Here is a 24,381-nt window from a genome sequence, read left to right as displayed (position 1 = left end):
AGCTGACTCATACCTGGAGCCAGAATGTCACGGGACCGTCATTAACCAGCTCAACCTGCATATCGGCAGCGAAGCGTCCGGTTTGCGTGTTTATCGCCTGCTGGCGGCAGCGTTCGACAAAATATTCATAAAGCGCCTGCGCGCGATCCGGCGCAGCCCCGCCGGAAAAGCTTGGTCGCATACCGCGCTCGGTATCTGCCGCCAGCGTAAACTGCGACACCACCAGCACGCTGCCGCCAGCCTGTTGTACATTCAGATTCATCTTGCCGTCAGCATCGCTGAAGATACGGTATCCCAGCACGCGCTCGCACAGACGATTCGCTTTTTGTTCGTCATCTTCTTTTTCGACACCCAATAACACCAAAAGTCCTGGGCCGATTTCACCCGTCACCTCGTCCTCCACGGTGACGCTGGCACGGGTTACGCGTTGAATTAATGCAATCATGGTTGGTCAGCTTCTTCTTGTTCTGCGGCTTGTTTGAGTTTTCGGTATTCCCCGAGAGTGACAGTTATTTCTGCGCCAAGCAAGACTATACACCAGGTCCAGTATACCCAGACAAACAGGATTGGGATCACTGCCAGTACGCCATAAATGAGCTGATATGACGGGAACATGGTGATATAAAGCGCGAAACCTTTCTTTCCGGCCTCGAACAGCAACGCTGCGACAAACGCGCCGACAAGGGCGTCACGGTTCGGTACGCGAGTTGTTGGGACAATACTGTAAAGTAACCAGAATGAGATCCACGAGAGCAGCAGCGGAAGGATGCGCAATACATTGTCGATGACCGTATTCAGATCGCTGGCCCAGCGTAAAGAAAGCAGGTAGGAGCTGATCGCCAGGCTGGCGCCAGCGAGAAGCGGGCCGAGCGTGAGGATCATCCAGTACACCGCAAAAGAGTACACTTTTGGCCGTGTGCGTTTGCTGCGCCAGATAGTGTTTAAGGCGCTATCAATGGCGTACATCAACAGCAATGCCGTCACAATCAGTCCACAGGCACCTACCGCCGTCATTTTGTTGGAGTTAGCGACAAACTGCTCAATATAGCGCTGAATCACGTCTCCGGTGGCTGGCATAAAGTTAGCAAAAATAAAATGGCGTAACTGAATGCTGACATCAGAAAACATCGGAAAAGCAGCGAAAAGGGCAAAAACGACGGCAATAAGCGGTACTAAGGAGAGTAATGAGACATAGGCGAGATTTCCCGCCAGAGTCGTCATATTATCCTCATCAATACGCTGCCATAATAGCTTGAGCCAGGCCCGAACAGGGCGCGTATGGCGTCCAGCTTTTTGGTGAACGGTTTTTAGCATAACAGCTTCGCGAAATAGTCAGGGATGGTGGCTTTATCCTTCACCAGAATGCTGGTGATCCCCAACTGGTTGGCCCCTTCTATATTATCGGCATTGTCGTCGAAAAAGACCGCATCGGCAGCGGAAAAACCTTCTTTCTGCAGGACGTGCTGATAAATACGCGCTTCCGGCTTACGCATTCCCAAGTCCTGCGATAAATAGATATGGTCGGCGGCAGCGCGCACCTCCGGGTATTCCTCCGGCCAGAAGTGGGTATGCAGTCGGTTAGTATTGGATAGCACCACCACGCGATGCCCCTGCTCGCGCAGTTTATGCATGATAGCAATCACTTCGGGCCGTAATCCGACAAATACCGCCTGCCAGCCGTGCGCAAATTGTTCATAACTGAGCGATAACGCCATTTCATGACAGAAAGCTTCAGCAAACGCTTCGTCCGTTATCTCACCGCGTTCATGTTGGTGAAAAGTCTCGCCCATCGTAAATTTTTGCTTCAGCGAAGCCAGCGGTACTCGACTCAGGTCGCTCCACACACCTAATACGCGGTTAAAGTCGATGTCGACAATCACATTACCTAAATCAAAGATGTAGAGCATGTCATTCTCCTTGCTAACCGGGGATGAATAACTGTAGCGGGAAAGGAGAAGTTTGACTATGTATCCCTTTATAAATCAATTAACAAAAAGACAATAGAAACGCAGACGATGTTCAATATCGCCTGCATCACAGCGCCGTTTTATTGGCTGGATAAAGCGCTGACGCGACCATCCGGCGCAAGGGCGCTTGTCACGCTGAAACGGCGTCGTCCAGCGAAGGACTCACCTGAACCACTTCGATTTGCTGGGATTGAAGTAAATTCTGTAATGCCGGACCGGGATACTCGTCCGTAAACAGAGCGGTAATCTGTGACACATTGCCGATCTCAACCGCCGCAGAAGCATGGTATTTCGTATGATCGGCGGCCAGCAGAATATGTCGCGAGTGGGCCATCATGGTTTTCACTACGCTGGCTTCGTTGACATCAAACTCCAGTAACGCGCCATCGCTCTCTATCGCGCCTACGCTGGTGACGAGATAGTCCGCCCGGAACCCCGCGACAAACGCCGCCGCGGATGGCCCGATAATGCCGCTATTATGCGGGCGCAGCGTGCCGCCAGGCACCATCACTTCAAAGCGAGGGTTATTATAAAGAATGTGCGCGACGCGCAGGCTATTGGTGATAATGCGCAGATGATTATGGTTGAGCAGCGCGCGCGCCACCTGCTCAACCGTCGTTCCAATCGTGATAAATATCGTGGAGCCATCCGGAATATAGTCAGCCACGGCTTCCGCAATGGCTTTTTTCTCTTGCGTCCAGGAGACCTCTCGCTGCTCAAAGGCGGTATTGACCACACTGGACGCTCTGCCAGCGCCGCCGTGATGACGCGTAATCAGCCCCTGCTCGCTTAATTTACGAATATCGCGGCGAACCGTCTGGGTAGAGACCTCCAACAAACTGGCTAACTCATCGATATTCATATAGCCGCGCTCATCAATAAGCATTAACAGCCGATCGTGTCGCGGATTACCGGTCAGTTCGGTAAGACTCATGAGCATTCCTCTAAAAGCTTCCTACTGCTCATATTATACAAAAAGTGACAAGAAAGATCGGGTTTGCTCACAATCAGGGATACCCGCCCGGCCACCCGGGCGCGTACACTTCAGCGCGGCAACGCCGCTGGCGAATCTGACAGCCTCTTCGATGGCGTATCCGCTTGCCAGGCCAAATGCCAGTGCGCCATGAAAAACATCGCCCGCGCCGGTAGTATCCACCACCTCCACGGTAAAACCCGGTTGGTGGCGTACCGCCGCTTTTTCCAACCAGTTGCAGCCTTCACTGCCTCGCGTGACATAGACATGTCCATTTGTGAGCATTTGTGCTTTTTTTAGCGCATCAATGGCTTCGCTCATCCCCGTCAGGCGTGCCAGCCCTGGCTCGGAGAAGGCGGCGTGGTCGCTTAACGCCACCAGCTCGCTAATATCCTGCGGCGTAATATCGCCATCAAGAACAGTCATGACGCCAGCCTGACGCGCCAGCGTAAACGCCTGTTTTGCGCCGTCATGCCAGCGCACATCCGCCAACACCACATCCCACTGCGAAAAATCGATCTCGTTAAGCCAGTCGGCGTCAGGTAATAAATCCGGGCTGGGATAATTAACGATAATCCGCTCTCCTTTGGCATCCACCATAATCGCTGACTGCGACGACATGGCCTGCGTGTAGCGGCGGGTATAGCGCGTATTTACCCCCAGGGATTCCAGCTCTGCCAGCAGACTGTTTCCGGTGTCGTCATCGCCCACACGGCCAATAAAGTCCACCTGTGCGCCCAATTTCGCCGCAGCCACGGCAGCGGTCGCCGCAGGCCCGCCGCCCACTTCCGTATAGCGCTTCGCCACATATTTACCCCCTTCTGTCGGTAATCCTTCCACGTAATAGATGCGATCCATCACGGTAATACCTACACAAGCAATACGAACCATGGTCATTCCTCAAGCATTTTCGATGTGCTCATTTTAATTTCACGAAATGTTTAAAAAGTGACGGCTGTCAATTTTTTGACCATAAATTACAAATACGATCACAAACAGACAGAAAAAGGCTCATTAATGACAAAAAATGACACCACCGTGTTCAGGAGAACGATATGGCAGTTATAGCATTTATCGGGTTGGGACAGATGGGCTCCCCTATGGCGAGCAATCTGCTAAAGCAGGGCCATCAACTCAGCGTCTTCGATGTTAATCCCGACGCCGTACAGCGTCTGGTAGACAAAGGCGCGCAACCTGCAAGCAGCCCGGCTCAGGCAACCATCGGCGCTGAATTTGTTATCACCATGCTCCCGAACGGCGATCTGGTTCGTTCCGTTTTGTTTGGCGAGCAAGGCGTTTGTGAAACTCTTTCCCGTGAAGCGCTGGTCATTGATATGTCCACTATTCATCCGTTGCAAACCGATAAGCTGATTGCCGACATGCAGAGCAAAGGGTTCAGCATGATGGATGTGCCGGTAGGCCGGACATCCGACAACGCGATTACCGGCACATTGTTGCTGCTGGCAGGCGGTACGGCGGAGCAAGTAGAGCGCGCTACCCCTGTTCTGATGGCGATGGGTAATGAGCTGGTCAACACCGGCGGCCCGGGAATGGGTATTCGCGTAAAACTGATCAACAACTACATGAGTATTGCGCTAAATGCGCTCTCCGCCGAAGCCGCCGTGCTGTGTGAAGCGCTGGGGCTTTCCTTCGACGTGGCTTTAAAAGTGATGAGCGGCACTGCCGCAGGCAAAGGGCATTTCACCACCACCTGGCCGAATAAAGTGATGAAAGGAGATCTGTCTCCCGCCTTCATGATCGATCTGGCGCACAAAGATCTTGGCATCGCGTTGGATGTCGCCAATCAACTGCACGTACCGATGCCGCTCGGCGCCGCCTCCCGTGAAGTTTATAACCTGGCGCGGGCCGCAGGCCGCGGTCGGGAAGACTGGAGCGCCATCCTGGAACAGGTGCGCATCAGCGCCGGGCTGACCGCCAACGTAAAAAAGTAACGACTGTATAAAGGAAAATTGAATGAACAACTACACCATCAAAGACATTACGCGAGCGTCCGGCGGGTTTGCCATGCTGGCTGTCGATCAGCGCGAGGCGATGCGTTTAATGTTTGCTGCTGCTGGTGCGAAAACACCCGTTGCCGATAGCGTGCTGACGGATTTCAAAGTGAATGCGGCGAAAATTCTTTCCCCGTATGCCTCTGCCGTTCTGCTGGATCAGCAGTTCTGTTATCGCCAGGCCGTAGAACAAAACGCGGTCGCTAAAAGCTGCGCCATGATCGTCGCGGCGGATGATTTCATCCCGGGCAACGGTATTCCCGTTGATAACGTGGTCATTGATAAAAAAATTAATGCGCAGGCGGTAAAACGGGATGGCGCGAAAGCCTTAAAACTGTTGGTGCTGTGGCGCAGCGATGAAGACGCGCAGCAGCGTCTGGATATGGTCAAAGAATTCAATGAATTATGTCACTCCAATGGTTTGCTGAGCATTATCGAACCGGTTGTTCGTCCGCCGCGCTGCGGCGACAAGTTCGATCGCGAGCAGGCGATTATCGATGCGGCCAAAGAGCTGGGCGACAGCGGCGCCGATCTTTACAAAGTTGAAATGCCGCTCTACGGCAAAGGCGCGCGTTCCGATCTTCTTACCGCCTCACAACGCCTGAATGGGCATATCAATATGCCGTGGGTCATCCTCTCTTCCGGTGTGGACGAAAAACTGTTCCCTCGCGCGGTCAGGGTCGCCATGGAAGCTGGCGCATCCGGGTTCCTGGCGGGACGCGCGGTCTGGTCATCAGTGATTGGTTTACCGGATACCGAGCTGATGCTACGTGATGTTTCCGCGCCTAAGTTGCAACGTCTGGGCGAGATCGTCGATGAAATGATGGCGAAACGTCGTTAATACGAGGATGAAAGAATGAAATGGTTTAACACGTTGAGCCACAACCGCTGGCTGGAGCAGGAAACCGACCGCATCTTTAATTTCGGTAAAAACGCCGTGGTGCCGACAGGCTTCGGCTGGCTGGGAAATAAAGGGCAAATTAAAGAAGAGATGGGCACCCATCTTTGGATCACGGCGCGTATGTTGCACGTTTATTCCGTGGCGGCGTCGATGGGCCGACCGGGCGCTTATGATCTGGTCGATCATGGCATCAAAGCCATGAACGGCGCGCTGCGCGATAAAAAATACGGCGGCTGGTATGCCTGCGTTAACGATCAGGGCGTGGTAGATGCCTCTAAACAGGGTTATCAACACTTCTTCGCCTTGCTGGGCGCGGCCAGCGCCGTCACGACCGGGCACCCTGAAGCCAGGAAATTGCTGGATTACACCATAGAAGTGATTGAGAAATACTTCTGGAGTGAAGAAGAGCAGATGTGCCTGGAGTCCTGGGATGAAGCCTTCAGCAAAACCGAAGACTACCGTGGCGGCAACGCCAATATGCACGCCGTCGAAGCGTTCCTGATTGTTTATGACGTTACCCATGACAAAAAATGGCTGGATCGCGCGCTGCGTATCGCGTCGGTAATTATTCATGATGTGGCGCGCAACGGTGATTACCGCGTCAATGAACACTTCGATTCACAGTGGAACCCTATCCGCGACTACAACAAAGATAATCCTGCCCACCGTTTTCGCGCCTACGGCGGTACGCCAGGTCACTGGATTGAGTGGGGCCGTCTGATGCTCCATCTCCATGCTGCGCTGGAGGCCCGCTTCGAAACGCCGCCCGCCTGGCTGCTGGAAGACGCGAAAGGTCTGTTCCATGCCACTATCCGCGACGCCTGGGCGCCAGATGGCGCAGACGGCTTTGTCTACTCAGTCGACTGGGACGGTAAACCTATCGTACGTGAACGCGTGCGCTGGCCGATTGTGGAAGCGATGGGTACGGCCTACGCCCTCTACACCCTGACGGGCGATAGCCAGTATGAAGAGTGGTATCAGAAATGGTGGGACTACTGCATTAAGTACCTGATGGACTATGAAAATGGTTCCTGGTGGCAAGAGCTGGACGCCGATAACAAAGTGACCACCAAAGTGTGGGACGGTAAGCAAGATATTTACCATCTGCTGCACTGTCTGGTCATTCCTCGTCTGCCATTGGCGCCGGGCCTGGCTCCAGCGGTCGCGGCGGGTCTCCTGGATATCAACGCGAAATAGGTCATGAGGATGGCAGCCATGCACAGCGGTGGAAAAACTATTCAGCTTAATGCGGGCCATTACCAGGCGAAAATCGTCACGGTTGGCGCAGGTCTGGCGGAACTGACCCATCATGGACGCCATGTGGTCATCCCGCATAAACCGGAAGAAATACCCATGGCGCATCTGGGGAAAGTATTGATTCCCTGGCCCAATCGCGTGACAAATGGCTGCTACTCCTATAACGGCAAGGTTTTCCAGCTTGCCGTTAACGACCCGGTTTCGCAGACCGCCATTCACGGTCTGTTAGCCTGGCGAGACTGGCAGATTAATTATCAGTCGGCGACGGAAGCGTCGCTAACGATTTTTCTGCCGCCCTCTTACGGCTATCCCTTTGCGTTGATATCGGAAGTGATTTATCGGTTAGATGCCGCCAGTGGGCTGCACGTATTTATTCGTACGCAAAACATTGGCGATGAATCAGCCCCTTATGGCGCGGGCGCACATCCTTATTTGACTTGTAATCTGCAAAGCATCGATAGCTGTGTATTAACACTGCCTGCAAGCGAGGAATTGCCCGCAGGCAGGGATTTTTCCGCATCATGCCTGCTCGGCGAAACGCGCCTTGATCATGCGGTTAAGACCGAGACTACCCCGGCTGAGTGGGAGGTCAGACTTACCAGCCCAACGCAGAACATGTCTACATTTTTACGCAGCAATCAACCCTGGCTACAGATCTATACCGGCGAAAAACTCAGCCGAAAAGGTCTCGCGGTAGAGCCTATGAGCTGCCCGCCCGATGCATTTAATTCCGGGATCGCACTGATTCATCTTGCCCCAAAAGCGATCCATCAACTGCATTTTTCCATCGGCTGCGACTAGCCCAAATGGATTACCGAATTACCCTACATTCACGGAGATTACAATGAATTCTCTACCACAACGGTCAACCGATTTTGAACTGACAACATCACAGGATGGTTTTGCGCTTAGCTGGCAACAGCGCCTGATTTTACGTCACAGCACCGAAAATCCCTGTCTGTGGATTGGCGCGGGCGTTGCCGACATTGACATGTTTCGCGGCAACTTTAGCATCAAAGACAAACTTAACGAAAAGATTGCATTAACGGAGGCCACCGTCAGCGAGCTACCTGACGGCTGGCTGGTACAATTCAGCCGTGGCGCAACAATTAGCGCCACCCTTCGCATCTCCACCGATGAGGCGGGACGCCTGAAGCTGGATCTGCAAAACGACGACCTGCACCATAACCGTATCTGGTTACGCCTCGCAGCTAATCCAGATGACCATATCTACGGCTGCGGCGAACAGTTCTCTTATTTCGATTTGCGCGGCAAGCCGTTCCCGCTGTGGACCAGCGAACAGGGCGTTGGCCGTAATAAAACCAGCTATGTCACCTGGCAGGCAGACTGTAAAGAGAACGCCGGCGGCGACTATTACTGGACCTTCTTCCCGCAACCGACCTTTGTCAGCACGCAGAAGTATTACTGCCACGTCGATAATAGCTGCTATATGAATTTCGACTTCAGCGCGCCGGAGTATCACGAACTGGCGCTGTGGGAAGATAAAACTACGCTGCGTTTTGAGTGTGCCGACACCTACATCGCCCTGCTGGAAAAACTGACTGCGCTGTTAGGCCGCCAGCCGGAGCTGCCGGACTGGGTTTATGACGGCGTCACGCTAGGCATTCAGGGCGGTACGGAAGTTTGCCAGCAAAAACTGGATACCATGCGCAACGCAGGCGTAAAAGTGAACGGTATTTGGGCGCAGGACTGGTCCGGTATCCGCATGACCTCCTTTGGCAAGCGCGTGATGTGGAACTGGAAGTGGAATAGCGACAACTATCCACAGCTGGATAGCCGTATCAAACAGTGGAAAGAAGAAGGCGTCCAGTTCCTCTCTTATATCAACCCATACGTCGCCAGTGATAAAGACCTCTGCGCTGAGGCGGCGAAACACGGCTATCTGGCGAAAGACGCCACGGGCGGCGACTATCTGGTCGAGTTTGGCGAATTCTATGGCGGCGTGGTCGATCTGACCAATCCTGAAGCTTACGACTGGTTCAAAGACGTCATCAAAAAGAACATGATCGCGCTCGGCTGCAGCGGCTGGATGGCGGATTTCGGCGAATATCTGCCGACCGACACGTATCTGCACAACGGCGTCAGCGCCGAGATCATGCATAACGCCTGGCCTGCGCTGTGGGCGAAATGTAACTACGAAGCGCTACAGGAGACCGGCAAGCTCGGCGAGATCCTGTTCTTTATGCGTGCGGGTTACACCGGCAGTCAGAAATATTCCACCATGATGTGGGCAGGCGACCAGAACGTTGACTGGAGCCTTGATGATGGTCTGGCCTCTGTAGTGCCTGCGGCATTGTCGCTGGCGATGACCGGCCATGGTCTGCATCACAGCGATATCGGCGGCTACACCACCCTGTTTGACATGAAACGCAGCAAAGAGTTGCTGCTGCGCTGGTGCGATTTCAGCGCCTTTACGCCGATGATGCGCACCCATGAAGGCAACCGCCCCGGCGATAACTGGCAGTTCGACGGCGACGCGGAAACTATTGCCCACTTTGCCCGCATGACCACCGTCTTTACCACGCTGAAACCGTATCTCAAGCAGGCGGTGGCGCAAAACGCGGCTACCGGTCTGCCGGTCATGCGTCCGCTATTCCTGCACTACGAGAACGATGCCACAACCTACACCCTGAAATATCAATATCTGCTCGGTCAGGATCTGCTGGTCGCGCCGGTTCACGAGCAGGGGCGTTGCGACTGGACGCTGTACCTGCCGGAAGATCACTGGGTGAATATCTGGACCGGCGAAGCTCACCACGGCGGTGAAATTACCGTGGATGCGCCGATTGGCAAGCCGCCGGTCTTCTATCGCGCGAAGAGCGAGTGGGTTTCACTTTTTGCTTCTTTACGGAATATCTAATACGGCTCGCCCGCAGGGAAACCTGCGGGCAGATGGAGAAGAATAATGAGTCAAACATCATCGAATCCGGCAACCCTACGCTTGCCGTTTAAAGAAAAACTTGCCTATGGACTGGGGGATTTAGGTTCCAATATCCTGTTAGATATCGGGACCCTCTATTTACTCAAATTTTATACCGATGTGCTGGGTTTACCAGGGACTTACGGCGGGATCATTTTCCTGATCGCCAAATTTTTTACCGCATTTACCGATATGGGTACCGGCATTATGCTCGACTCGCGGCGTAAAATTGGTCCGAAGGGCAAATTCCGCCCGTTCGTGCTTTACGCGGCATTTCCGGTAACGCTACTGGCGATTGCTAACTTTGTCGGCACACCGTTTGAGGTGACGGGAAAAACCGTCGTCGCAACGATGCTGTTTATGCTGTACGGGCTGGTTTTCAGCATGATGAACTGCTCGTATGGCGCGATGGTGCCCGCGATTACCAAGAACCCGGATGAACGCGCCTCGCTTGCCGCCTGGCGTCAGGGCGGCGCCACTCTCGGCCTGCTGCTGTGTACCGTTGGCTTTGTGCCGGTCATGAACCTGATCGAAGGCAATGCCCAACTCAGCTATATTTTCGCCGCCACGCTATTTTCATTGTTTGGCCTGCTATTTATGTGGCTGTGCTACGCCGGCGTTAAAGAGCGCTACGTCGAAGTGAAACCTGTCGATAACGCGCAAAAGCCCGGATTATTGCAGTCGTTCCGCGCCATCGCCGGTAACCGTCCGCTGTTTATTCTGTGTATCGCCAACCTTTGTACTCTCGGCGCCTTCAACGTCAAACTGGCGATTCAGGTTTATTACACACAGTACGTTCTTAACGACCCGATCCTCCTCTCCTGGATGGGCTTCTTTAGCATGGGCTGTATTTTTATCGGCGTCTTTTTGATGCCCGGCGCAGTCAGGCGTTTTGGCAAGAAGAAAGTCTATATCGGCGGGCTGTTAATATGGGTGGCGGGCGATCTGCTCAACTACTTCTTTGGCGGCGGCTCGGTCAGTTTTGTCGCCTTCTCCTGCCTGGCGTTCTTCGGTTCCGCCTTCGTCAACAGCCTGAACTGGGCGCTGGTTTCCGACACGGTGGAGTACGGTGAATGGCGCACCGGCGTCCGCTCGGAAGGGACGGTTTACACCGGCTTCACGTTCTTCCGTAAGGTCTCCCAGGCGCTGGCAGGGTTCTTCCCCGGCTGGATGCTGACGCAAATCGGTTATATCCCGAATGTGGTGCAATCGGCAGGCACCGTCGAAGGCCTACGCCAGTTGATCTTTATTTATCCTTGCGTGCTGGCGGTCATCACCATTATTGCGATGGGCTGTTTCTACAACCTCAACGAGAAGATGTACGTGCGAATTGTGGAAGAGATTGAGGCCCGGAAACATACGGTTTAACAACAATAAAATATAACGCCCTGCGGGGCGTTTTGAGAGGCGATTATGTCTAATCATGATCCGCTAACGCTAAAGTTGAGCCTGCGGGAAAAATGCGCCTATGGCGTGGGCGATTTCGGCTCAAATCTGATGCTGTGTATCGGTACGCTGTATCTACTGAAGTTTTATACCGATGAACTCGGGATGCCTGCATATTACGGTGGAATTATCTTTCTGGTGGCGAAATTCTTCACTGCTTTTACCGATATGCTCACCGGCGTATTGCTGGATTCACGCCGTAATATTGGCGCAAAAGGAAAGTTTCGGCCTTTTATTCTGTATGCGTCATTTCCGGTGGCTCTGGTTGCTACTGCGCAATTCTTTGCCACTCACTTTACTTTACCCGTTAAAACAGCCTTCGCGACGGTGCTGTTTATGTTGTTCGGTCTGTTCTACAGCCTGATGAACTGCTCATACGGCGCGATGGTACCCGCTATTACCAAAAATCCGCATGAGCGGGCCCAGCTCGCCGCATGGCGACAAGGCGGCGCTACCATTGGCCTTCTTCTTTGTACCGTAGGTTTTATGCCCATTCAGGCGCTGTTTACCCGTTCCCCTTCGCTGGGTTATCTGATTGCAGCAGTCATTTTTTCGGTCTGCGGGCTGTTCAGCATGTGGTGGTGCTTTAGCGGGGTGAAAGAACGGTATATCGAAACCGTACCTGACACGCATAAACCCAGCATATTGAAGTCCTTCTGCGCGATTTTTCGTAATCCGCCGCTGCTGGTGCTCTGCGTTGCCAATTTGTGCACGCTGGCCGCCTTTAATATCAAGCTGGCCATTCAGGTTTATTACACTCAATACGTGCTGAACGATATTCATTTGTTGTCATGGATGGGTTTTTTCAGCATGGGCTGTATCCTGATTGGTGTTTTATTAGTACCTGCTGTGGTAAAACGCTTCGGGAAAAAACAGGTTTATCTTGGTGGTCTGATATTGTGGGCCGTTGGCGATATCCTGAATTTTATCTGGGGTGGAACGTCATTCCTGTTTGTTATTTTCTCTTGTATCGCCTTCTTCGGTACCGCTTTCGTCAACAGCCTGAACTGGGCGCTGGTTCCGGATACGGTTGACTACGGCGAATGGAAAACGGGTATTCGCGCTGAAGGCTCGGTGTATACGGGTTATACCTTTTCCCGCAAAATTTCCGCTGCGCTTGCTGGCTTTTTGCCAGGTATTATGCTGACGCAAATCGGTTATATCCCCAACATAGCTCAAAGTGACACCACGTTGCTTGGTTTGCGTCAGCTCATTTTTTTATGGCCTTGCGGTCTTGCCATTATCGCAGCACTAACGATGGGCTTTTTTTATAAGCTCAATGAACAACGTTTCGCTTTTATTATCGAGGAAATTGCCCAACGAAAGAAAACAGGTAATCAAATTGTCGCGACTAATAATAAACAAAGTATTTCTACTGTAAATAATTAAACGACGCTTGCCGCTTTATCCATCCCGATGGATGGCGGCTTCCCTATATTTGAAAAATGGATTTATTATGAAATCTCTGAATACTCTAGTGATATTAACTTCAGTAATATCCACCTCTGTTTTTGCTGGCGCTTATGTAGAAAACCGTGAGGCCTATAACCTGGCGTCTGACCAAATGGAGTTTATGCTGCGCGTCGGCTATAACTCCGATATGGGGGCCGGAATTATGTTGACCAATACCTATACGCTACAGCGTGATGATGAATTAAAGCACGGTTATAATGAGATTGAGGGCTGGTATCCGTTATTTAAACCTACAGATAAATTAACCATCCAGCCAGGCGGCTTAATAAACGACAAAAGCATTGGTTCCGGCGGCGCCGTCTATCTGGATGTTAACTATAAATTTACCCCGTGGTTTAATCTTACGGTACGTAACCGATATAATCACAATAATTATAGTTCAACCGATTTGAATGGCGAACTGGATAATAATGACAGCTATGAAATCGGTAACTATTGGAATTTTATCATTACCGATAAATTTTCTTATACCTTTGAACCACACTATTTTTATAACGTTAATGATTTTAATAGTAGTAATGGTACGAAGCATCATTGGGAAATCACTAATACCTTCCGGTATCGTATCAATGAACACTGGTTGCCCTACTTTGAATTACGCTGGTTAGATCGTAACGTGGGTCCCTACCATAGAGAGCAAAACCAGATTCGTATCGGGGCGAAGTATTTCTTCTGATATTATCGCCTCTATTTTTCGAATCTGCATCACAGCGGGTAGTTGTTCTGCCCGCTCATTCATCCTGAATCAGACTCCCGATATCCCGTCTCTAAGCGCCATGATAATATTCGCAAAGCGTTTTACCATATTCATGCTTATAGAGAAGGGAAACAAATGAATAAGCGATTTAATATTGATTGGGACAATGAATTAACCCAGGAACAGCTCATTAATTTGATTTTAACCGATGAAGATCTGCCAAAGCTTCGCTCACTGACCATTGGTAACTGGGGTGATTGTTGGGAAGACGAAACCTGCCAGCCTATTATTGATATGATTGTGGAGAACGCCCCCCGCTTTTCTCACCTGGAATCACTGTTTATCGGTGATATGGAGAGCGAAGACTGCGAGATCTCCTGGATTAAACAAGGTGACTATTCCAGGCTCTATGCGGCGTTACCCAATCTGAAAGAACTGATTATTAAAGGCGCGTCGGATCTGCGACTGGGCGCTATACATCATGAGAAACTGGAGCACCTGGAAATCATTTCCGGCGGCATCCCTTCTAACGTACTTGCCGAACTACAAAATGCGCAGCTCCCTGCATTAAAAACGCTAAAGCTCTTCCTGGGCGTAGAGGGATACGGTTTTGACGGTTCGCTGGATGACGTGATGGCGCTGGCATCAAAAGATCTTTTCCCTCAGCTCACCCATCTGGGGTTGATGAACAGCGAAGAGCAGGATGATATCGCCCGCCGGGTGCTGGAAAGTAATATCCTGCCGCAGCTTAACGTGCTGGAACTCTCATGCGGTACCTTAACGGACAACGGCGCAGAGGCGCTGCTGGAGCATAAAGACCGAATTGCGCATCTGGAAACACTCGATCTCCACCACCACTATTTGACGCCGGAGATGCAGGAAAAGCTAAAAGCCGCGCTGCCGATACCGCTGAATCTTTCAGAAGCTCTGGAGCCTGATGATTACGATGGCGATATTTATATGAATGCGATGTACACCGAGTGATTGTTTAGGGGAATGTGCACATTCCCCTACTCAACGATAAAGGGATTTATTGTGATTACGCTCATTGGCCCCCATCAGAGCAAGCGCACGCATTATTTTATGCGGGCTGCCGCCGTACTTGGGGAACCCGTCACGGCGCTGACTCATCCGCAAGCGCTGGACGCTTCGCTGACCTCTGGCATCGTTAAAATCGACCCGCCAGTACACAGTGAAACAGACATCCGCAAAATAAACGCGATCGGTCTGGACTATATCCATTTTTTGCAGAACATGGCGGCGCGTCCTGGCGTCACCTGGCTTAACCATCCGGCGGGCCTCATTCACCTGTTGGATAAAAAACGCTGCAAGCGGCGCTTACTGGAACACGGCATCCCCACGCCGCCGTTGGTAGCGGAAGACGTAAAAAGTTTTGCACAGCTCACCGCCATCATGGAGGAAAAAAGGGTCGCCAGCGTGTTCATTAAGCCCTCGCTGGGTTCTGGCGCGGCGGGCGTTATCGCTTTGCGCCGCCACCCCGATGGCATAAAGCAGGTGCTTTACAGCGCGATTGCCATATCAGGGCAACAGCTATTTAACAGCAAAAAAATCCAACAGTATCGTCAGAAAGAAGATATCCAGCTCATTATTGATGGCGTTCTTCAGCAGGAAAACCTCGTCGAACAGTGGCTGCCCAAAGCCAGCGTAAAGCATAAAACCTATGATTTACGCATCGTCTGCCTGGATGGCGAAATTATCTGGCGAGTGGTCAGAACCTCCTCGCAGCCCATTACTAACTTACATCTGCAAAACCAGGCTTACTGCTTCGAAAGTCTGGAGTTATCTGCCGCAAAAGTGACTGAGATCGATACGCTCTGTCAAAATGCCATGCGACTTTTCCCTGGCATTCGCTTAGCGGGTATTGATGTTTTACTTACCACCAGCCTGACGCCGTATATTATTGAAATTAATGGCCAGGGTGATTTGATTTATCAGGATGCGCAGCAGAATAATCTAATTTATCAGGCGCAAATCCGGGCCATGAGGAAGCAAAATGTATAATTCAATGGATGAAGTCCCCGTCTCGCTGCACGCGTCGATTGACACAGGCGATGGCGAATTCGATATGAATGCGCTAATTAGTAATAACGCTCATATTCTTTTTATTGTGCTGGACTCGTTACGCTACGACATTGCGCTTCAGGAACAAACCGCCGGAAATACGCCCAACCTTAATCATTATGGACAATGGACGAAATGCGAAGCGGCCGGTAATTTTACCTGGCCTTCGCATCACGCCATGTTTTCAGGTTTTATGCCAAAACCTATTGATGATACCGTTAATCAGACCATGCTGTTTTTCCCAAAAGATATCGGACTTGGTCGTAAAGGGCCGAAAAATGCATTTGCCTTTGATGACGCAACATGGATAAAAAGTCTGGAAAATAAAGGCTACCAGACCATCTGTATTGGCGGCGTCTCTTTCTTTAATAACCGCTCCGGCATGGGAAAAGTGTTCCCGTCGATGTTTAAAGAGAGTTACTGGCATCCACGCTTTGCCTGTACGGTTAAAGAAAGTATGGATAACCAGATCCATTATATCCAGAAAATCATGGCCGAGCGTGCTGGCAGCCAACCGGTCATGATGTATATCAATATCGACACGATTCATTACCCTAACCATTTTTACGTTGAGGGCGCGGCCCCTGGCGATACCGTTGAGACCCATGCCGCCGCGCTACGCTATATCGACGCCCGCATCGACGGATTACTGAACATTTTCCGCCAAACCGGCGGCGAAACGTTCGTTATTATCTGTTCCGATCACGGTACCTGCTATGGCGAAGACGGGAAATATTTCCATAGTTTTAATCATCCGATCGTTAATACCGTTCCCTATATGCATTTCTTGCTGAGCTGTAATCATTAATATGAATAACAATGATATTTATCGTCAGTATATGTACAGTTATCCGCATAAGACGGCTTATCGGGAGCTGGAGAACGTCAGCTTTAGCGAAGTAAAACCGCGGATTTACGAGCACGACACACATCTGTATGTTCATATGCCGTTTTGTCAAAGTCGCTGCGGGTTCTGTAATTTATTTACCTGCACTGGCGCAGAGAATACGTTCATTGATAGCTATATCGACGCGATTATTACCCAGGGCCAACAAATGGCGCTGGCGCCCGTCCACTGGGCAAGCTTTACCGTAGGCGGCGGCACACCTCTGCTATTAAACATTGCGCAATTAGAGAAGTTATTTTTTTCCGTCTTTGATGTGCTCAATGTTGACTGGAATATTTATAAAACAATTGAAACTTCCCCTACGGATACCACGGCAGAAAAAGTAGCGCTATTAAACGCCTTTTCCGTTAATCGCGTCAGTATTGGCGTACAAAGTTTTCATGATAGCGAGTTACATACGCTGCATCGCCGCCACAATGCCGCCAGCGCGCACCAGGCGCTGGAATGGCTAAAGGCGGGTCATTTTCCATCACTCAATATTGATATTATTTACGGCATTCCCGGCCAGACTCACGCAAGCCTGACGGAATCGTTACATCAGGCGCTCGTTTATCAACCGGAAGAGCTGTTTCTTTATCCGCTTTATAATATGCCTCGCCAGGAAAATATGCATAGCTACTACGTTTTAGCCCGCGATCTTTTACGCAACGCGGGCTATACCCAAACGTCCATGCGCCGTTTCGTCCTTAATCCAGCGCCATCCGCCGCGGCGGAAAGCTGCGGATTTGAAAACTCACTGGCGCTCGGCGCGGGCGGCAGAAGTTATCTTGGCAATCTGCATTACTGTTCGCCGTGGTCGTCGAACCTGCAAACATCACGAAAAATCATTCAGGCGTTTATCGACAGCCCGGATAAAACCGTCATTCATCACGGTTATCTGCTCCCCCCTGATGAAATGAAACGCCGCTTTATCATTAAAAATCTATTTTTCTGGCAGGGACTTTCTCTTAGCGATTATCAGCAATATTTTGCCATCGATGCGCTAAGGGATTTCCCCGACCTGGAACGCTTTATACAGCAAGGTTACTGTTATCAGAATGGCAGTCGCCTCCGGCTAACGGAGACCGGTATGGCATTATCCGATTGCCTTGCTCCTGTGTTCGTTTCGCCTGAGGTGATGCTACGGGAGAATCGGCAGAGATGAGCGCCCCCGCCCTGCGCGATATTCACACGCTGTTTTATCGCGGCTATCTTAAATCGTGTAATTATCATTGCGGCTATTGCCCGTTCCATAAACACGCCCGTAACGATAAAAAACGGGACGAAGCCGCGCTATGGCGCATGGTTGACCATTTGCCTCTTCTAGGTACGCCGTTGAATGTGATGATTACGCCTTATGGCGAGGCGCTACGCTTGCGTTATTACATGGCGGCGCTGGCAGAAATTAGCCGCTATCCTCATGTTCAGGCGGTCGGCATACAAACTAACGCCTCTTTTTCGTTAATGTCATTGCTGGAGTCATTTCGTGCCGGCAGCGGAGATATCTCAAAGCTTCGGTTATGGTGTTCTTTTCATCCCTCACAAATTACCGCTGAGCGCTTTCTCCAGCAGTGTTTAGCGCTCTCTGCCGCCGGAATAACCTGGTGCGCGGGGGCTGTCGCCAGTATGAAAGATATCGACCAGTTTCGTTGGCTACGCCAGCGGTTGCCTGACCAGAATTATTTTTGGTTTAACGCCAACGAGTGTGCCAATACCCGGCATACCGTTGAGGAAACCATCGCCTTCAGCGAACTCGATCCGCTGTATGTGGTTGAAACGCAGCAGTGGCCAGCGCAGCTGGATATCTGTACCGCAGGAAGAAAAAGTATTTTTATGAATGCAGAAGGCGATCTTTTTGCTTGTCATATCAGCAAAATTAAAATGGGTAATTTATATCAGCAACGGCTTAATTCTCCCGCCTGCCAGGCAAAACAATGCCACTGTTTTCTCGCTTATCAGCACCGTCTCGATATTCCATTGCTGAATCACCTGGATACCTCACGCTGTTTTAGGATCGGGCGCTCATGCGATATCGTTTAATCGCTTTTGATCTTGATGGAACGCTGCTAAACCGTAATAAACAAATTCTGCCAGAGTCGCTAACCGCCATCCGTCAGATGCAGGACATGGGCTGCCGAATAATGCTTGTCACCGGTCGCTCTCATCGTGAAGCCTATGCGTATTATCAAACGCTGGCGCTCACCGAACCGATGATCTGTTGTAACGGAAGTTATATTTATCAACCGGCTCAACAGCAGGTCCTTCACCCGCTGCCGCTGACGCACTTACAAACGGAAAAAATACTGGCGCGGGTATATCCGCTTAAACCGACAATTCGTGCTGATGATAAAATAATCTTTCAGGCTGATGAGCTAAGCAGTAGGGAGAATATTTGGCAAATCAGCGTCGTTCATCGGCACATAAAACAACTACAAAATATTGCTGAGTTTATACAGCATGAATTACAGCTAAGCTGTACCTGGTCCTGGCATCATCAACTGGATATTCTTCAGAAGGGATGTAGCAAAGGACAAAGCCTCGCCAGATATGCACAGCAACAGCATATCGCAATGCGCGAAGTGATGGCGTTTGGCGATAATGATAACGATGCGGAAATGCTACGTTTAGCCGGATTGGGCGTCGCGATGGGGAATGCCAGCGCTCGGGCAAAGATGTATGCGGATAGCGTCATTGGTCGGCATAATACGCCAGCGATTGCTGATTTTTTGACAACCTTATCCCTTTATCAATGTGAATAAAAAAACCCCGCCGAGCTTTCATTTCGGCAGGGTTTTTATCCGTAAGAACGTTAATTACTCTTCTTTCTGACCACGGTTCGCACGGCGGCGATCGTTTTCCGTCAGGTGACGTTTACGGATACGGATAGAGGTTGGGGTGACTTCTACCAGTTCGTCGTCATCAATGAACTCCAGCGCTTGCTCAAGGCTCATTTTAATTGGCGGAACCAGAATCACCGCTTCATCCGTACCAGACGCACGCATGTTGGTCAGTTTCTTACCGGTCAGGCAGTTTACCGTCAGGTCATTGGAGCGACTGTGAATACCAATAATCTGGCCTTCATAAACTTCCGCGCCGTGACCCAGGAACAGCTTACCGCGATCCTGCAAACCGAACAGCGCAAACGCCACCGCTTTACCCTGACCGTTGGAGATCAGTACGCCGTTCTGACGCTGACCCACTTCACCCGGACGAATATCGTCGTAATGGCTGAAGGTGGAGTACAGCAGACCCGTACCGGAAGTCATGGTCATGAATTCTGAACGGAAACCAATCAGCCCACGGCTTGGGATCACGTAGTCGAGACGTACGCGGCCTTTACCGTCCGGATTCATGTTTTTCAGGTCGCCTTTACGCTCGCCCAGCGCCTGCATGACAGACCCCTGGTGCTGCTCTTCGACGTCCAGCGTCACGTTTTCGTACGGCTCTTGTTTACGACCGTCGATTTCACGGAAGATAACTTTCGGACGGGAAACCGCCAGTTCGAAACCTTCACGACGCATATTTTCAATCAGCACGGACAGGTGCAGTTCGCCACGACCGGATACACGGAACGCATCCGCATCTTCGGTTTCTTCAACGCGCAGCGCCACGTTATGCACCAGCTCTTTGTTCAGACGGTCAAGAATCTGACGAGAAGTCACAAACTTACCTTCTTTACCGCAGAACGGCGAGGTGTTAACGCAGAAGAACATAGACACGGTCGGCTCATCAACGGACAGCGCCGGCAGCGCTTCAACGTTCTGCGGGTCGCAGATGGTGTCGGAAATGTTCAGCTCGCCCAGACCGGTGATCGCAATGATATCGCCCGCTTCGGCGATATCGCTGTCGATACGCTCCAGCCCCAGATGCGTCAGCACTTTACCTACTTTCGCGTTACGGGTTTTCCCTTCACTATCGATGATAGTGACCTGCTGGTTCGGCTTCACTTTGCCGCGTTTGATACGGCCGATGCCGATAACGCCAACGTAGTTGTTGTAGTCCAGCTGGGAGATCTGCATCTGCAACGGACCATCGAGGTCAACGTCCGGCGCCGGAACATGATCAATGATCGCCTGATACAGCGGGGTCATGTCTTCCGCCATATCTTCGTGGTCCAGACCCGCGATACCGTTCAGCGCCGAAGCGTAGATGATCGGGAAGTCCAGCTGTTCGTCGGTCGCGTCGAGGTTAACAAACAGGTCGAATACCTGGTCAACAACCCAGTCAGGGCGCGCGCCAGGACGGTCAACCTTGTTGATAACCACAATAGGTTTCAGGCCATGAGCAAAGGCTTTTTTGGTCACGAAGCGCGTTTGCGGCATCGGGCCGTCAAATGCGTCAACCACCAGCAGCACAGAGTCAACCATGGACATGACGCGCTCTACTTCACCACCGAAGTCAGCGTGCCCGGGAGTATCAACGATGTTGATACGGTAATCATTCCATTTAATAGCGGTGTTTTTAGCGAGGATAGTAATACCACGCTCTTTCTCCAAATCGTTGGAGTCCATCACTCGCTCTTGAGTTTCGGCACGCGCGTCGAACGTACCGGATTGCTGGAGCAGCTTATCAACCAGGGTAGTTTTACCATGGTCAACGTGCGCGATGATGGCGATGTTACGCAAATTTTCGATCACAACTTTGCCTCAGGCATTAGAAATAGCGCGTTATTGTACACGGATTAATCGCACTACAAAACAGGATCACAAACATCCTCCGCAAACAAGTATTGCAGAGTCTCTTTGTGATCGCTTTCACGGAGCGTTAAAAGGGTGGCTTGCGTTCTATTGCACCAATGTGGTGCTCAATGTTCACATTAAAGCACTATTTTGGTGCAACATAGTCACCGTGGTGCAGCCCTTTTGCACGATGGTACGCATGATAACGCCTTTTGGGGGCAATGTGAAAGTTGGCACAGATTTCGCTTTATATTTTTACGGCGACACGGCCAGCAGAATTGAAGATCTCGTTACCACGACGACCGACCATGACCAATCCGGGAGAGTACAAGTATGTCCGCTGAACACGTTTTGACGATGCTGAACGAGCACGAAGTGAAGTTTGTCGATCTGCGCTTCACCGATACCAAAGGCAAAGAACAGCACGTCACGATTCCTGCTCATCAGGTAAATGCCGAATTCTTTGAAGAAGGCAAAATGTTTGACGGCTCCTCTATCGGCGGCTGGAAAGGCATTAACGAATCCGACATGGTGCTGATGCCAGACGCATCCACCGCAGTGATTGACCCGTTCTTCGCGGACTCTACCCTGATTATCCGTTGCGACATCCTGGAGCCTGGCACTCTGCAAGGTTATGACCGTGACCCACGTTCCATCGCAAAACGTGCGGAAGACTACCTGCGCGCGACCGGTATCGCCGATACCGTCCTGTTTGGGCCGGAACCTGAATTCTTCCTGTTCGACGACATCCGCTTCGGCGCATCTATCTCCGGCTCACATGTGGCGATTGACGATATTGAAGGCGCCTGGAACTCCTCTACCAAGTACGAAGGCGGCAACAAAGGCCATCGTCCGGGCGTGAAAGGCGGTTATTTCCCGGTTCCGCCAGTTGACTCCGCGCAGGATATCCGTTCTGAAATGTGTCTGGTCATGGAGCAGATGGGCCTGGTCGTTGAAGCGCACCACCACGAAGTAGCGACCGCAGGTCAGAACGAAGTGGCGACCCGCTTTAACACCATGACCAAAAAAGCCGACGAAATTCAGATTTACAAATATGTCGTACATAACGTGGCTCACCGCTTCGGTAAGACCGCGACCTTTATGCCAAAACCGATGTTCGGCGATAACGGTTCCGGTATGCACTGCCACATGTCGCTGGCGAAGAACGGCACCAACCTGTTCTCTGGCGACAAATATGCCGGCCTGTCTGAACAAGCGCTGTACTACATCGGCGGCGTCATCAAACACGCCAAAGCCATCAACGCCCTGGCGAACCCGACCACCAACTCCTACAAGCGTCTGGTCCCGGGTTACGAAGCGCCGGTGATGCTGGCCTACTCCGCCCGTAACCGTTCCGCCTCCATCCGTATTCCGGTGGTGGCGTCTCCGAAAGCGCGCCGTATCGAAGTTCGCTTCCCGGACCCGGCGGCTAACCCGTATCTGTGCTTTGCCGCCCTGCTGATGGCCGGTCTGGACGGGATTAAGAATAAGATTCACCCGGGCGAAGCCATGGACAAAAACCTGTATGACCTGCCGCCGGAAGAAGCGAAAGAGATCCCACAGGTAGCGGGTTCTCTGGAAGAAGCGCTGAACGCGCTGGATCTGGACCGCGAGTTCCTGAAAGCAGGCGGCGTGTTCACGGATGAAGCGATCGATGCGTATATTGCGCTGCGTCGCGAAGAAGATGACCGCGTGCGTATGACCCCGCACCCGGTAGAGTTTGAGCTGTACTACAGCGTTTAATCGTATATTAAAAATCCGACAAATTTCGCGTTGCTGCAAGGCAGCAACTGAGCACATCCCCAGGAGCATAGATAGCGATGTGACTGGGGTAAGCGAAGGCAGCCAACGCAGCAGCAGCGTGAAAGGCGTCAGGAGTTTTTGAGTTGCCGTGGAAACTTTCAGCCCATCCCAGGATGGGCTTTTTTCTCCACCAACAATCTGATCTCACGCGCTTTTTAGTGGTAAAAAGCTATAATGCACTAAAATGGTGCAACCTTTTCCAGGAGACTGCTGAATGGCAAGCGGCATACAGCCCGATGCTGGGCAGATCCTCAATTCGTTAATCAACAGCGTGCTGGTGGTCGACGACGCGCTGGCAATCCATTACGCCAATCCTGCCGCGCAGCAGTTGCTCGCGCAAAGCTCACGCAAACTGTTCGGGACGCCGTTACCTGAACTGTTGAGCTATTTTTCGTTAAACATTGACCTGATGCGCGAAAGTTTAGCGGCAGGGCAAGGCTTTACCGATAACGAAGTGACGCTGGTGATTGATAGTCGCTCGCATATTCTCTCTTTGACCGCCCAACGTCTGCCCGACGATTTTATACTGCTCGAAATGGCGCCGATGGATAACCAGCGTCGTCTGAGTCAGGAGCAGTTGCAGCACGCGCAGCAAATCGCCGCCCGCGATCTGGTGCGCGGTCTGGCGCACGAAATCAAAAATCCGCTCGGCGGCCTGCGCGGCGCGGCGCAGCTACTCAGCAAGGCGCTGCCCGACCCGGCGCTAACGGAATATACCAAAGTCATCATTGAACAGGCCGACAGGCTACGCAACCTTGTCGATCGTTTGCTGGGGCCGCAGCACCCGGGAATGCACATTACCGAGAGCATACATAAAGTCGCAGAGCGCGTGGTGGCGCTGGTGTCGATGGAACTGCCGGATAATGTCCGGCTTATCCGCGATTACGACCCCAGTCTGCCAGAACTGCCGCACGATCCGGAACAAATTGAGCAAGTACTGCTGAATATTGTCCGCAATGCCTTGCAGGCGCTGGGGCCGGAAGGCGGCGAAATTACGCTGCGTACCCGTACCGCCTTCCAGTTAACGCTGCATGGCGAACGCTATCGCCTGGCGGCGCGTATAGACGTTGAAGACAATGGGCCGGGCATTCCTCCCCATTTACAGGATACGCTGTTCTACCCGATGGTCAGCGGTCGCGAAGGCGGCACCGGGCTTGGGTTATCTATCGCCCGCAATCTTATCGATCAACACGCCGGCAAAATTGAATTTACCAGTTGGCCGGGGCATACCGAGTTTTCGGTTTACCTGCCGATTCGGAAATAG

22 protein-coding genes are annotated in these 24,381 nt (G+C 51.7%); 16 read left to right on the top strand and 6 right to left on the bottom strand.

The window, feature by feature from the left end; translation table 11 throughout:
* Nucleotides 1-7 precede the first annotated feature (7 nt).
* The 5 genes from dtd to EOS97_RS10650 all read right to left on the bottom strand — a co-directional run bounded on the left by dtd (nucleotide 8) and on the right by EOS97_RS10650 (nucleotide 3,831).
* Complete coding sequence (dtd, locus tag EOS97_RS10670; protein WP_000560969.1) at nucleotides 8-445, bottom strand: D-aminoacyl-tRNA deacylase; 438 nt, start codon at nucleotides 443-445, stop codon at nucleotides 8-10.
* Nucleotides 442-1,314 carry a virulence factor BrkB family protein gene (locus EOS97_RS10665; RefSeq protein ID WP_000921423.1) on the bottom strand — a complete coding sequence of 291 codons (873 nt, stop codon included), beginning with the start codon at nucleotides 1,312-1,314 and terminating at the stop codon, nucleotides 442-444. The genes dtd and EOS97_RS10665 overlap by 4 nt, the downstream gene beginning before the upstream one ends.
* Nucleotides 1,308-1,907, bottom strand: coding sequence for a glucose-1-phosphatase (yihX, locus tag EOS97_RS10660; protein WP_000965695.1), 600 nt, complete (start codon nucleotides 1,905-1,907; stop codon nucleotides 1,308-1,310). Before yihX ends, EOS97_RS10665 begins: the two co-directional genes overlap by 7 nt.
* Before the next feature lie 190 nt (nucleotides 1,908-2,097).
* Entirely contained in the window at nucleotides 2,098-2,901 is an 804-nt protein-coding gene (locus EOS97_RS10655; RefSeq protein ID WP_000059693.1) for a DeoR/GlpR family DNA-binding transcription regulator, read from the bottom strand.
* A 33-nt stretch (nucleotides 2,902-2,934) separates the two neighbouring features.
* Entirely contained in the window at nucleotides 2,935-3,831 is an 897-nt protein-coding gene (locus tag EOS97_RS10650; protein WP_001805206.1) for a sugar kinase, read from the bottom strand.
* 164 nt (nucleotides 3,832-3,995) lie between these two features.
* Between EOS97_RS10650 and yihU the strand changes: the two genes are divergently transcribed.
* The 14 genes from yihU (at nucleotide 3,996) to EOS97_RS10580 (ending at nucleotide 19,394) form a co-directional block, all read left to right on the top strand.
* The gene (gene yihU, locus EOS97_RS10645) at nucleotides 3,996-4,892 is read left to right on the top strand and encodes a sulfolactaldehyde 3-reductase (protein WP_000268248.1); all 897 of its coding nucleotides are present in this window, start codon (nucleotides 3,996-3,998) and stop codon (nucleotides 4,890-4,892) included.
* Nucleotides 4,893-4,914: 22 nt separating this feature from the next.
* Nucleotides 4,915-5,793 (top strand): sulfofructosephosphate aldolase, encoded by an 879-nt coding sequence (gene yihT, locus EOS97_RS10640; protein WP_001067413.1) that lies wholly within the window; start codon nucleotides 4,915-4,917, stop codon nucleotides 5,791-5,793.
* 15 nt (nucleotides 5,794-5,808) lie between these two features.
* Nucleotides 5,809-7,050 (top strand): sulfoquinovose isomerase, encoded by a 1,242-nt coding sequence (gene yihS, locus EOS97_RS10635; protein WP_000870942.1) that lies wholly within the window; start codon nucleotides 5,809-5,811, stop codon nucleotides 7,048-7,050.
* A 3-nt stretch (nucleotides 7,051-7,053) separates the two neighbouring features.
* Nucleotides 7,054-7,911 carry an aldose-1-epimerase gene (locus EOS97_RS10630; protein WP_023166960.1) on the top strand — a complete coding sequence of 286 codons (858 nt, stop codon included), beginning with the start codon at nucleotides 7,054-7,056 and terminating at the stop codon, nucleotides 7,909-7,911.
* 43 nt (nucleotides 7,912-7,954) lie between these two features.
* A complete protein-coding gene (locus EOS97_RS10625; protein ID WP_001087043.1) occupies nucleotides 7,955-9,991 on the top strand; it encodes an alpha-glucosidase in 2,037 nt (678 codons plus the stop codon).
* 45 nt (nucleotides 9,992-10,036) lie between these two features.
* Nucleotides 10,037-11,419: an MFS transporter gene (locus EOS97_RS10620; protein ID WP_000084250.1), complete on the top strand. Its 1,383-nt coding sequence runs from the start codon at nucleotides 10,037-10,039 to the stop codon at nucleotides 11,417-11,419.
* 45 nt (nucleotides 11,420-11,464) lie between these two features.
* A complete protein-coding gene (locus EOS97_RS10615; RefSeq protein ID WP_000064891.1) occupies nucleotides 11,465-12,886 on the top strand; it encodes an MFS transporter in 1,422 nt (473 codons plus the stop codon).
* Nucleotides 12,887-12,953: 67 nt separating this feature from the next.
* Nucleotides 12,954-13,646 (top strand): porin OmpL, encoded by a 693-nt coding sequence (ompL, locus tag EOS97_RS10610; protein WP_000838828.1) that lies wholly within the window; start codon nucleotides 12,954-12,956, stop codon nucleotides 13,644-13,646.
* 156 nt (nucleotides 13,647-13,802) lie between these two features.
* Nucleotides 13,803-14,651 carry an STM4015 family protein gene (locus EOS97_RS10605; RefSeq protein ID WP_001042081.1) on the top strand — a complete coding sequence of 283 codons (849 nt, stop codon included), beginning with the start codon at nucleotides 13,803-13,805 and terminating at the stop codon, nucleotides 14,649-14,651.
* Between the two features lie 12 nt (nucleotides 14,652-14,663).
* Nucleotides 14,664-15,689 (top strand): STM4014 family protein, encoded by a 1,026-nt coding sequence (locus tag EOS97_RS10600; RefSeq protein WP_077906536.1) that lies wholly within the window; start codon nucleotides 14,664-14,666, stop codon nucleotides 15,687-15,689.
* Nucleotides 15,682-16,557 carry an STM4013/SEN3800 family hydrolase gene (locus EOS97_RS10595; protein ID WP_000282793.1) on the top strand — a complete coding sequence of 292 codons (876 nt, stop codon included), beginning with the start codon at nucleotides 15,682-15,684 and terminating at the stop codon, nucleotides 16,555-16,557. The genes EOS97_RS10600 and EOS97_RS10595 overlap by 8 nt, the downstream gene beginning before the upstream one ends.
* Before the next feature lies 1 nt (nucleotide 16,558).
* A complete protein-coding gene (locus EOS97_RS10590; protein ID WP_127836145.1) occupies nucleotides 16,559-17,800 on the top strand; it encodes an STM4012 family radical SAM protein in 1,242 nt (413 codons plus the stop codon).
* Entirely contained in the window at nucleotides 17,797-18,675 is an 879-nt protein-coding gene (locus EOS97_RS10585; protein WP_001534602.1) for an STM4011 family radical SAM protein, read from the top strand. The genes EOS97_RS10590 and EOS97_RS10585 overlap by 4 nt, the downstream gene beginning before the upstream one ends.
* A complete protein-coding gene (locus EOS97_RS10580; RefSeq protein ID WP_001270600.1) occupies nucleotides 18,660-19,394 on the top strand; it encodes a Cof-type HAD-IIB family hydrolase in 735 nt (244 codons plus the stop codon). Before EOS97_RS10585 ends, EOS97_RS10580 begins: the two co-directional genes overlap by 16 nt.
* 54 nt (nucleotides 19,395-19,448) lie before the next feature.
* Here the strand turns inward: EOS97_RS10580 and typA are convergent, their stop codons facing one another.
* Nucleotides 19,449-21,272 (bottom strand): ribosome-dependent GTPase TypA, encoded by a 1,824-nt coding sequence (gene typA, locus EOS97_RS10575; protein WP_000572060.1) that lies wholly within the window; start codon nucleotides 21,270-21,272, stop codon nucleotides 19,449-19,451.
* Nucleotides 21,273-21,647: 375 nt separating this feature from the next.
* Between typA and glnA the strand changes: the two genes are divergently transcribed.
* Nucleotides 21,648-23,057, top strand: coding sequence for a glutamate--ammonia ligase (glnA, locus tag EOS97_RS10570; protein WP_001271699.1), 1,410 nt, complete (start codon nucleotides 21,648-21,650; stop codon nucleotides 23,055-23,057).
* A gap of 274 nt (nucleotides 23,058-23,331) precedes the next feature.
* Nucleotides 23,332-24,381 (top strand): nitrogen regulation protein NR(II), encoded by a 1,050-nt coding sequence (gene glnL, locus EOS97_RS10560; RefSeq protein WP_000146194.1) that lies wholly within the window; start codon nucleotides 23,332-23,334, stop codon nucleotides 24,379-24,381.

It is taken from the genome of Salmonella sp. SSDFZ54, from assembly GCF_004010735.1.
GTDB lineage: Bacteria > Pseudomonadota > Gammaproteobacteria > Enterobacterales > Enterobacteriaceae > Salmonella > Salmonella enterica.
Note: the sequence above shows the minus strand (reverse complement) of the source record. Positions and strands in the feature narration are given on the sequence as shown.

Coding starts and splice junctions, on each gene's coding strand:
- dtd (WP_000560969.1), bottom strand. CDS start 445: ATGATTGCATTAATTCAACGCGTAACCCGTGCCAGCGTCACCGTGGAG.
- EOS97_RS10665 (WP_000921423.1), bottom strand. CDS start 1,314: ATGCTAAAAACCGTTCACCAAAAAGCTGGACGCCATACGCGCCCTGTT.
- yihX (WP_000965695.1), bottom strand. CDS start 1,907: ATGCTCTACATCTTTGATTTAGGTAATGTGATTGTCGACATCGACTTT.
- EOS97_RS10655 (WP_000059693.1), bottom strand. CDS start 2,901: ATGAGTCTTACCGAACTGACCGGTAATCCGCGACACGATCGGCTGTTA.
- EOS97_RS10650 (WP_001805206.1), bottom strand. CDS start 3,831: ATGGTTCGTATTGCTTGTGTAGGTATTACCGTGATGGATCGCATCTAT.
- yihU (WP_000268248.1), top strand. CDS start 3,996: ATGGCAGTTATAGCATTTATCGGGTTGGGACAGATGGGCTCCCCTATG.
- yihT (WP_001067413.1), top strand. CDS start 4,915: ATGAACAACTACACCATCAAAGACATTACGCGAGCGTCCGGCGGGTTT.
- yihS (WP_000870942.1), top strand. CDS start 5,809: ATGAAATGGTTTAACACGTTGAGCCACAACCGCTGGCTGGAGCAGGAA.
- EOS97_RS10630 (WP_023166960.1), top strand. CDS start 7,054: ATGAGGATGGCAGCCATGCACAGCGGTGGAAAAACTATTCAGCTTAAT.
- EOS97_RS10625 (WP_001087043.1), top strand. CDS start 7,955: ATGAATTCTCTACCACAACGGTCAACCGATTTTGAACTGACAACATCA.
- EOS97_RS10620 (WP_000084250.1), top strand. CDS start 10,037: ATGAGTCAAACATCATCGAATCCGGCAACCCTACGCTTGCCGTTTAAA.
- EOS97_RS10615 (WP_000064891.1), top strand. CDS start 11,465: ATGTCTAATCATGATCCGCTAACGCTAAAGTTGAGCCTGCGGGAAAAA.
- ompL (WP_000838828.1), top strand. CDS start 12,954: ATGAAATCTCTGAATACTCTAGTGATATTAACTTCAGTAATATCCACC.
- EOS97_RS10605 (WP_001042081.1), top strand. CDS start 13,803: ATGAATAAGCGATTTAATATTGATTGGGACAATGAATTAACCCAGGAA.
- EOS97_RS10600 (WP_077906536.1), top strand. CDS start 14,664: ATGTGCACATTCCCCTACTCAACGATAAAGGGATTTATTGTGATTACG.
- EOS97_RS10595 (WP_000282793.1), top strand. CDS start 15,682: ATGTATAATTCAATGGATGAAGTCCCCGTCTCGCTGCACGCGTCGATT.
- EOS97_RS10590 (WP_127836145.1), top strand. CDS start 16,559: ATGAATAACAATGATATTTATCGTCAGTATATGTACAGTTATCCGCAT.
- EOS97_RS10585 (WP_001534602.1), top strand. CDS start 17,797: ATGAGCGCCCCCGCCCTGCGCGATATTCACACGCTGTTTTATCGCGGC.
- EOS97_RS10580 (WP_001270600.1), top strand. CDS start 18,660: ATGCGATATCGTTTAATCGCTTTTGATCTTGATGGAACGCTGCTAAAC.
- glnA (WP_001271699.1), top strand. CDS start 21,648: ATGTCCGCTGAACACGTTTTGACGATGCTGAACGAGCACGAAGTGAAG.
- glnL (WP_000146194.1), top strand. CDS start 23,332: ATGGCAAGCGGCATACAGCCCGATGCTGGGCAGATCCTCAATTCGTTA.